Genomic DNA, 6,941 nt, shown 5'->3' with positions numbered 1-6,941 from the left:
CTGCGCGAGTCGGTGTTTCTGGCAAACGAGGTTGTCGTGCTGTCCGGCCGTCCTGCGACCACGCAATATTTGCTGGATGTGCCGCTCGGTCCAGACCGCACGCTTGACGACCTTTACACGCCCGTGGCGACGGAAATGCTGGCCGAACTGCGCCACCAGATCCAGATTGCGCAGGGACGGGGATTGGAGACCGCACAATGAACACAGCGCGCAAGATCGCCATACCCGTGATCGCCATTCTCCTGTTCGTCCTGTTCTGGGAGTGGCTGGTCTGGGTCAATGACTGGCCGAATTACAAGATGGCCTCGCCATCGGACCTTGGCCCGGCCTTCTGGAAGTTCCGCTGGCTTTTCCTGGAATATGGCTGGGAGACGCTTTGGCGCACGGTTGCCGGCCTGATGCTCGCCATCGTGTTCGGCACGCTGATCGGCATGATCATGGGCTTCTCGCGCACGGCGCGTGAGGGTCTCTATCCGCTTCTCGTGGGCTTCAACGCGATACCGAAGGCAACCGTCGTGCCGGTGATCGCATTGATGTTCGTCGGCGCGCACGACATGAATACGATCCTCATCGCATTTCTGATTTCCTTCTTTCCGATTGCCGTGTCGATTTCCATCGGCCTGTCGACGCTGGAGCCGGAATACCGCGACATTCTCAAATCCCTGGGCGCCAGCCAGTTCACGATTTTTCGCAAGATCGCCCTTCCCAAAACGCTGCCCGAGTTCTTCGGCGCATTGAAGGTGGCCGTCACGCTTGCCTTTATCGGAACCAACCTGATGGAAATCGTGGAGCCGCACGGAAAGGGCCTCGGTCACCTGTTCGACAGCGGCAAGATCAGTGCCGATTATCCGCTGATGTTCGCGGTTCTGATCGCGCTGGCGGCGCTCGGCATCCTGCTCTATTACGTCGTGGTTTATCTGGAGAGGATCTTCGCCGGCTGGGCCGAACGTGCCGAAACCTGATCGGCGGGACAAGCGCATCCGGCCCGCGACCGTTGCGGCCGAGGGCCATGGCGATGGTGGCATCGGTGACACGCCTGCCGGATCATTCGAAGCGACCGGCCGATTTCGCACTCAGCACACGGTGAGGCAGGCGCTCTGCGCTTCATGGCTGACCTTTTGCGACACGCTGCCGAGGATAAGGCTGGACAGGCGTCCCAATCCGCGGCGGCCCATGACGATAAGATCGGCCTTTGCCGCGTCGGCTGCCTTCAGAATCTCGTCCGCGGGATCGCCGTTGCTGATGATACATTCGCTCGGAGTGCATCCAAGTGAGGTGGCCTTTTCCACCGCGCGATCCATCACCTGTTTGCCGGCTTCCTCGACGGCCTTCGGGTCGGGATTGATCTCAACCGCGCCGTAGCCGACCGCGATCGCCGTGGTTTCCAACTGAGGGGAGTGCACAAGATGGATCTCGGACTCGTACTTCTTTGCCAGATCGCAAGCGATCTCCAGCGCGTTGTCGGCGCTCTCCGACCCGTCGATCGCGACGATTATCTTCTCAAACATAGCATCCGTCTCCCATGATGAACGACCCATCATGCCATATTCGACGCGATCGCGCGTTGATGAAAGTCAACGCCGGCCCGCAACCTTGCCCGAGTTTGCGACACCGGTCGGCGGTTTCCGGATCCAAAGAAGCAGGAAATGGCCGCAGAGGGACAACAGCATGGCGGGCCGAATGAAAAGAGCCATTCGCGCCTGCGCCGTGCCAGGGTCGGGGCATGCCCTGCCTTATCGGATCACATGCACGGTACATTGCGCATGGCGTACGACCCGTGCGGCGGTCGAGCCGAGGAAATAGTCTTCAATGCCGGGCCGATGAGAAGCAACGATAATGCAATCGATATCGTGCTCCGTCGCGTAATCGACGATGACCCGTCCCGGGTTGCCTGAGGCAAGACAGGTGGTCGCGCCGGGCAATTTGGCCGCTGACTTTTCCAAAGCCTCCTCGGCGTCCTTGTGCGACCTTGCCAGCGTGTCCTTGGGGATCTGGGCTATGACGAAGCTCGGGATCGTCTCCATGACATGCATCACGGTGAACTTCGCGCCGTCGTCCGCCAGCGTCTGTGCGGCGCGGTAAGATGACTGTGTGTCGTGGGCGCCGTCCAGAAGCACGGGTACCAGGATATTTTTATACATGGTTCGATCTCCCTACCAAATTGAACATATCCGTTGGACTTCTTATCTCACAGTCCAGGCGCCCGTTCTTTGACATGGCGCAAGTGCAGACAGTCGGTGTTGTGCGGCCCTGCCGGGAAGAAACGCGGTGGAGCGATCGTGCTGCTGATTGGCGACTGAGGTGGCGCTGTAACCACGGCGCGGCCCGGCTGCCTCAATTCCCGAGAATTCCCGGAAGCCGCAGACCGTTTTCGCGGGCGCAGTCGATGGCGATGTCGTAGCCGGCATCGGCGTGCCGCATGACGCCGCTGGCCGGATCGTTCCAGAGCACCCGTGCTATGCGCTTTGACGCGGCGTCCGTGCCGTCGCAGCAGATCACCATGCCCGCGTGTTGGGAAAAGCCCATGCCGACGCCGCCGCCATGATGCAGGCTCACCCAGGTCGCGCCGGAGGCGCAGTTGAGCAAGGCATTGAGCAAGGGCCAGTCGGAAACCGCATCCGACCCGTCCTTCATCGCCTCGGTTTCCCGGTTGGGGGAGGCGACCGAGCCGGAATCGAGATGATCCCGGCCGATAACGACCGGCGCCTTCAATTCCCCCGATTTGACCATCTCGTTGAAGGCAAGGCCAAGACGGTGGCGTTGGCCGAGCCCCACCCAGCAGATGCGCGCCGGAAGCCCCTGAAACGCGATGCGTTCGCGCGCCATGTCGAGCCAGTTGTGCAGATGCTTGTCGTCTGGAATGAGTTCCTTGACCTTTTCATCCGTGCGGTGGATGTCCTCCGGATCGCCGGAAAGCGCCGCCCAGCGGAACGGACCGACGCCGCGGCAGAAAAGCGGCCTGATATAGGCCGGGACGAATCCGGGAAAGGCGAAAGCGTCCTTTAGCCCCTCATCGAAAGCGACCTGGCGGATATTGTTGCCGTAGTCGAGCGTCGGAATGCCCCGGTTCCAGAATTCGACCATGGCCGCGACATGCACCTTCATGGATGCACAGGCGGCTTTGGCAACACCCTTCGGATCGCTCTCGCGCTTCTCCTTCCATTCCGCGAGCGTCCAGCCGAGCGGCAGGTAGCCATTGACCGGGTCGTGCGCCGAGGTCTGGTCCGTGACGATGTCGGGCCGCACGCCGCGCCTGGCAAGCTCCGGGAATATGTCCGCCGCATTGCCCAGCAGGCCGACCGACTTCGCTTCGCCGGCCGCGGTCCAGCGTTCGATCATGGCAAGGGCTTCATCGAGCGTTTCGGCCTTCTCATCGAGATATCTCGTGCGCAGGCGAAAATCGATGCGCTCCGGGTCGCACTCGACCGCCAGCAGACAGGCGCCGGCCATGGTCGCCGCCAGCGGCTGGGCGCCGCCCATGCCGCCGAGCCCGCCGGTCAGGAGCCATTTGCCGGAAAGATCGCCGCCATAATGCTGCCGGCCGGCCTCGACAAACGTCTCATAGGTTCCCTGCACGATCCCCTGGCTGCCGATATAGATCCACGAGCCGGCCGTCATCTGGCCGTACATTATCAGGCCCTTGCGGTCGAGTTCGTTGAAATGGTCCCAATGGGCCCAGTGCGGCACGAGGTTCGAATTGGCGATCAGCACCCGCGGCGCATCCGCATGGGTGCGGAAAATGCCGACCGGCTTGCCGGACTGAACCAGCAGCGTCTCATCGTCTTCAAGGGTCTTCAGGCTCGCGACGATCCGGTCGAAGGCGTCCCAGTTGCGCGCCGCGCGCCCGATGCCGCCATAGACGGTCAGCTCGTGCGGGTTCTCGGCGACGTCCGGATGCAGATTGTTCATCAGCATCCGCATCGGCGCTTCCGTCAGCCAGGATTTGGCGCTGATCCGCGGCCCGGTTGGCGGGTACACATCGCGGATATTATGCCGTGGATCACTCATTGTTTGCTCCCGCGCGGTTTAACGCCCACTGTTCCAGCGACGTCAGGATATCGGCCAGAACCGTACGCAGCGCCGCGGATTTTTGCGCATCGAGATCGAACGGAGGTGCCTCCGCTGCCAGATGGGTTTTCTGCGTCAGTTCCATCTGGATCGCGTGCACGCCGTCCGCAGGCCGGCCGTAATGACGGGTTGTCCAACCACCGCGAAAGCGGCCGTTCACGGTCGTTGAATAGCCGGGCGCTGCCGTACAGATATCCCTTGTGATCCGTTCGACCTCGCTGTCGCATGTCACGCCGCCATCGCTACCGATATTGAAATCCGGCAGGGTTCCCTCGAAAAGGAAGGGGACGACGGAACGGATCGAATGGCAGTCATAAAGCACGGCAATGCCATTGCGGGACCCCACACGCTCGATCTCGGCCGCAAGCGCGGCGTGGTAGGGCGCGTGGAAGTGCCGGCGGCGGCGTTCGATCTCGGCCGTGTCGGGCTCACAGCCCTCGCGGTAGATCGGAGCATTGTTGAAATCGATCAGCGGGCAGAGCGTCGTGGTGTTCTGGCCCGGATAAAGGCTCTTGCCGGACGGATCGCGGTTGGCGTCGATCACATAGCGGTGGAAGGTCGCACGCACCGTTGTGGCGGCGGGCAGCAATCCCTCATAGAGCTTGTGGATATTCCAGTCCGTATCGGCGAGCGCACGCCCGGTCTCGTTGAAGCGGTCCCACACATCCGGCGGGACGTGCAGCCCGGTGTGCGGCAGGCCGAGGATGACCGGGCTGTCGCCCTGAACGGTTTCGACCGGCATCATGGCGCCGCCTCCGTTCCAAGCGGATCGGTGAGCGGTATGCCGCACCGGGCGACAACCGTTCCGTCCCGCACCAGCGTCGCCGCCGCTTCGATATCGCCTGCCAGATACCGGTCGTCGCCGAGCGCATCGACCTGCTCGCGCAGCGCCGCGATCGCCGCCCGCAGCGGCGCACTCGTTTGCAGCGGTGCGCGGAATTCCACGCCCTGCGCCGCGCACAGGAACTCGATGCCGAGAATGCGGCCGAGATTGTCGTTCATATCCGCAAGGCGCCGGGCACCATGCGCCGCCATGGACACATGGTCCTCCTGATTGGCGCTTGTCGGTGTGCTGTCCGTCGAGCAGGGATTGGCCCGTTGCTTGTTCTCGCTCATCAGCGCCGCGCTGGTCACCTCGGCGATCATCAGGCCGGAGTTCAAACCCGGTTCGGGCGTCAGGAATGGCGGCAGGTCGAAACTCAGTGCCGGATCGACCATAAGGGCGATGCGGCGCTGTGAGATGGCACCGATCTCGGCAATCGCCAGCGCAATCTGGTCGGCGGCGAAGGCCGTCGGCTCGGCATGGAAATTGCCGCCGGAAATCACATCGCCGCTGGCGGTGATGACCAGCGGATTGTCGGTCACGGCGTTGGCTTCGGTTTCAAGCGTCGCGCCGGCCTGCCGCAGAAGATCGAGGCACGCGCCCGTCACCTGTGGCTGGCAGCGGATGCAATAGGGGTCCTGGACGCGCGTGTCGCCTTCACGGTGGCTTTCGCGGATCTGCGAGCCTTCCATCAGGTTGCGGACGGCGGCCGCGGCCTCGATCTGGCCGCGGTGGCCGCGCAAGGCGTGAATCTCGGGCCGGGTCGGGGCTGTCGAGCCCATGATGGCGTCGGTTGAAAGCGCGCTGACCAGAAGCGCGTTTTCGGCGCAGCGCCAGGTTTCGAAAAGTTCCGCCAGCGCATAGGCGGTCGAAAACTGCGTTCCGTTGATAAAGGCAAGGCCTTCCTTGGGACCAAGTGCGACCGGTTCGAGGCCGGCCGCTTTCAAGGCCGCTGCACCCGGCATGGCCTTGCCGCCAAAGACGGCTTCACCTTCACCGATCATCACGGCCGTCATATGGGCGAGCGGAGCCAGATCCCCGGATGCGCCGACCGAGCCCTGAGCTGGTATGACGGGTGTGACATTCCGCGCAAGCATCTGTTCCAGAAGCTCGATCAGCTCCCAGCGCACGCCCGATGCGCCGCGGCAAAGCGACAGCAGCTTCAGGATCATCATGAGCCGCACGATGCGTTCAGGAACGGCGGGGCCGACGCCGCAGCAATGCGAAAGGATGAGGTTCTTCTGCAGAGCGGCCGTATAGCGCGGCGCGATCTTCACGCTCGCAAGTTTGCCGAATCCCGTATTCACGCCGTAGACCGGCATCTCGCCGCCGGCGGCCTCAGCGATGACGGCCGCGGACGCCTCAACGCCGGCACGGCATGAGTGATCGACCGCCACTTCGCCATTGCTCCAGTAGATGGTTTCCAACTGGCGAAGGGACATGTCTCCGGGTTTCAGCAGCGTCTCGGTCATGGCAGTTTTCCCGTGATGCGCATCGCAAGCGGGTTAAATCCCATGCGGTAGGACAGTTCGGCCGGATGGGCGACATCCCAGACCGCAAGCTCCGCGCGTTTGCCGGGTTCGATCGTGCCGATATCGGTCAGTCCCAGCGCGCGCGCCGCGTGCCGCGTCGTTCCTGCAAGCGTTTCCTGCGGCGTCATGCGAAACAGCGTGCAGGCCATGTTCATGGCAAGAAGCAGTGACGTGAGCGGTGAAGACCCCGGATTGCAGTCGGTCGCAACCGCCATCGGCACGCCGTGCTCCCGAAGCAGCGCAATCGGCGGCAACTGCGTTTCCCGCAGCGTATAATAGGCGCCCGGCAGCATAACGGCGACGCTGCCGGCATTTTTCAGGGCGAGAACGCCGGGCTCATCGAGATGTTCAAGGTGGTCCGCCGAAAGCGCGCCATAGCGCGCGGCGAGTTCGGCCCCGCCGAGATTGGAGAGCTGCTCGGCATGCAGTTTGACCGGCATGCCCAGTTCGCGCGCATGCCGGAAAACCCGTTCGATCTGACCGGGTGAAAAGGCTATTGCTTCGCAAAACCCGTCGAC

7 protein-coding genes and 1 pseudogene are annotated in these 6,941 nt (G+C 62.9%); 2 read left to right on the top strand and 6 right to left on the bottom strand.

What is annotated here, in order from left to right; genetic code table 11:
• Together AC5E6N_RS12930 and AC5E6N_RS12925 are read left to right on the top strand one after the other, a co-directional pair.
• Window positions 1-201 (top strand): annotated as a pseudogene (locus AC5E6N_RS12930) (hypothetical protein); the annotation flags it as partial.
• Window positions 198-962 (top strand): ABC transporter permease, encoded by a 765-nt coding sequence (locus tag AC5E6N_RS12925; protein WP_491748199.1) that lies wholly within the window; start codon window positions 198-200, stop codon window positions 960-962. The pseudogene AC5E6N_RS12930 and the gene AC5E6N_RS12925, both read left to right, overlap by 4 nt.
• Window positions 963-1,073: 111 nt before the next feature.
• Here the strand turns inward: AC5E6N_RS12925 and AC5E6N_RS12920 are convergent, their stop codons facing one another.
• The 6 genes from AC5E6N_RS12920 to AC5E6N_RS12895 all read right to left on the bottom strand — a co-directional run.
• The gene (locus AC5E6N_RS12920) at window positions 1,074-1,508 is read right to left on the bottom strand and encodes a universal stress protein (protein WP_491748198.1); all 435 of its coding nucleotides are present in this window, start codon (window positions 1,506-1,508) and stop codon (window positions 1,074-1,076) included.
• A gap of 225 nt (window positions 1,509-1,733) precedes the next feature.
• On the bottom strand, window positions 1,734-2,141 hold the full coding sequence (locus AC5E6N_RS12915; RefSeq protein ID WP_491748197.1) for a universal stress protein: 408 nt from the start codon (window positions 2,139-2,141) through the stop codon (window positions 1,734-1,736).
• Window positions 2,142-2,334: 193 nt separating this feature from the next.
• Window positions 2,335-4,008 carry a urocanate hydratase gene (gene hutU, locus AC5E6N_RS12910; RefSeq protein ID WP_491748196.1) on the bottom strand — a complete coding sequence of 558 codons (1,674 nt, stop codon included), beginning with the start codon at window positions 4,006-4,008 and terminating at the stop codon, window positions 2,335-2,337.
• Entirely contained in the window at window positions 4,001-4,813 is an 813-nt protein-coding gene (gene hutG / locus AC5E6N_RS12905; protein WP_491748195.1) for an N-formylglutamate deformylase, read from the bottom strand. The genes hutU and hutG overlap by 8 nt, the downstream gene beginning before the upstream one ends.
• A complete protein-coding gene (gene hutH, locus AC5E6N_RS12900) occupies window positions 4,810-6,363 on the bottom strand; it encodes a histidine ammonia-lyase (RefSeq protein WP_491748194.1) in 1,554 nt (517 codons plus the stop codon). The genes hutG and hutH overlap by 4 nt, the downstream gene beginning before the upstream one ends.
• Window positions 6,360-6,941 (bottom strand): amidohydrolase family protein (locus AC5E6N_RS12895; RefSeq protein WP_491748193.1); only part of this gene is annotated, 582 nt, incomplete at its 5' end. The genes AC5E6N_RS12895 and hutH, both read right to left, overlap by 4 nt.

It is taken from the genome of Hoeflea sp., from assembly GCF_984452065.1.
The sequence above is the reverse complement of the archived record's forward strand: the minus strand, read 5'-3'. Positions and strand labels throughout refer to the sequence as shown.

Excerpts from the sequence above, each read along its gene's own strand:
- AC5E6N_RS12915 (WP_491748197.1), bottom strand. The coding sequence starts at position 2,141 with ATGTATAAAAATATCCTGGTACCCGTGCTTCTGGACGGCGCCCACGAC.
- AC5E6N_RS12920 (WP_491748198.1), bottom strand. The coding sequence starts at position 1,508 with ATGTTTGAGAAGATAATCGTCGCGATCGACGGGTCGGAGAGCGCCGAC.
- hutH (WP_491748194.1), bottom strand. The coding sequence starts at position 6,363 with ATGACCGAGACGCTGCTGAAACCCGGAGACATGTCCCTTCGCCAGTTG.
- hutG (WP_491748195.1), bottom strand. The coding sequence starts at position 4,813 with ATGATGCCGGTCGAAACCGTTCAGGGCGACAGCCCGGTCATCCTCGGC.
- AC5E6N_RS12925 (WP_491748199.1), top strand. The coding sequence starts at position 198 with ATGAACACAGCGCGCAAGATCGCCATACCCGTGATCGCCATTCTCCTG.
- hutU (WP_491748196.1), bottom strand. The coding sequence starts at position 4,008 with ATGAGTGATCCACGGCATAATATCCGCGATGTGTACCCGCCAACCGGG.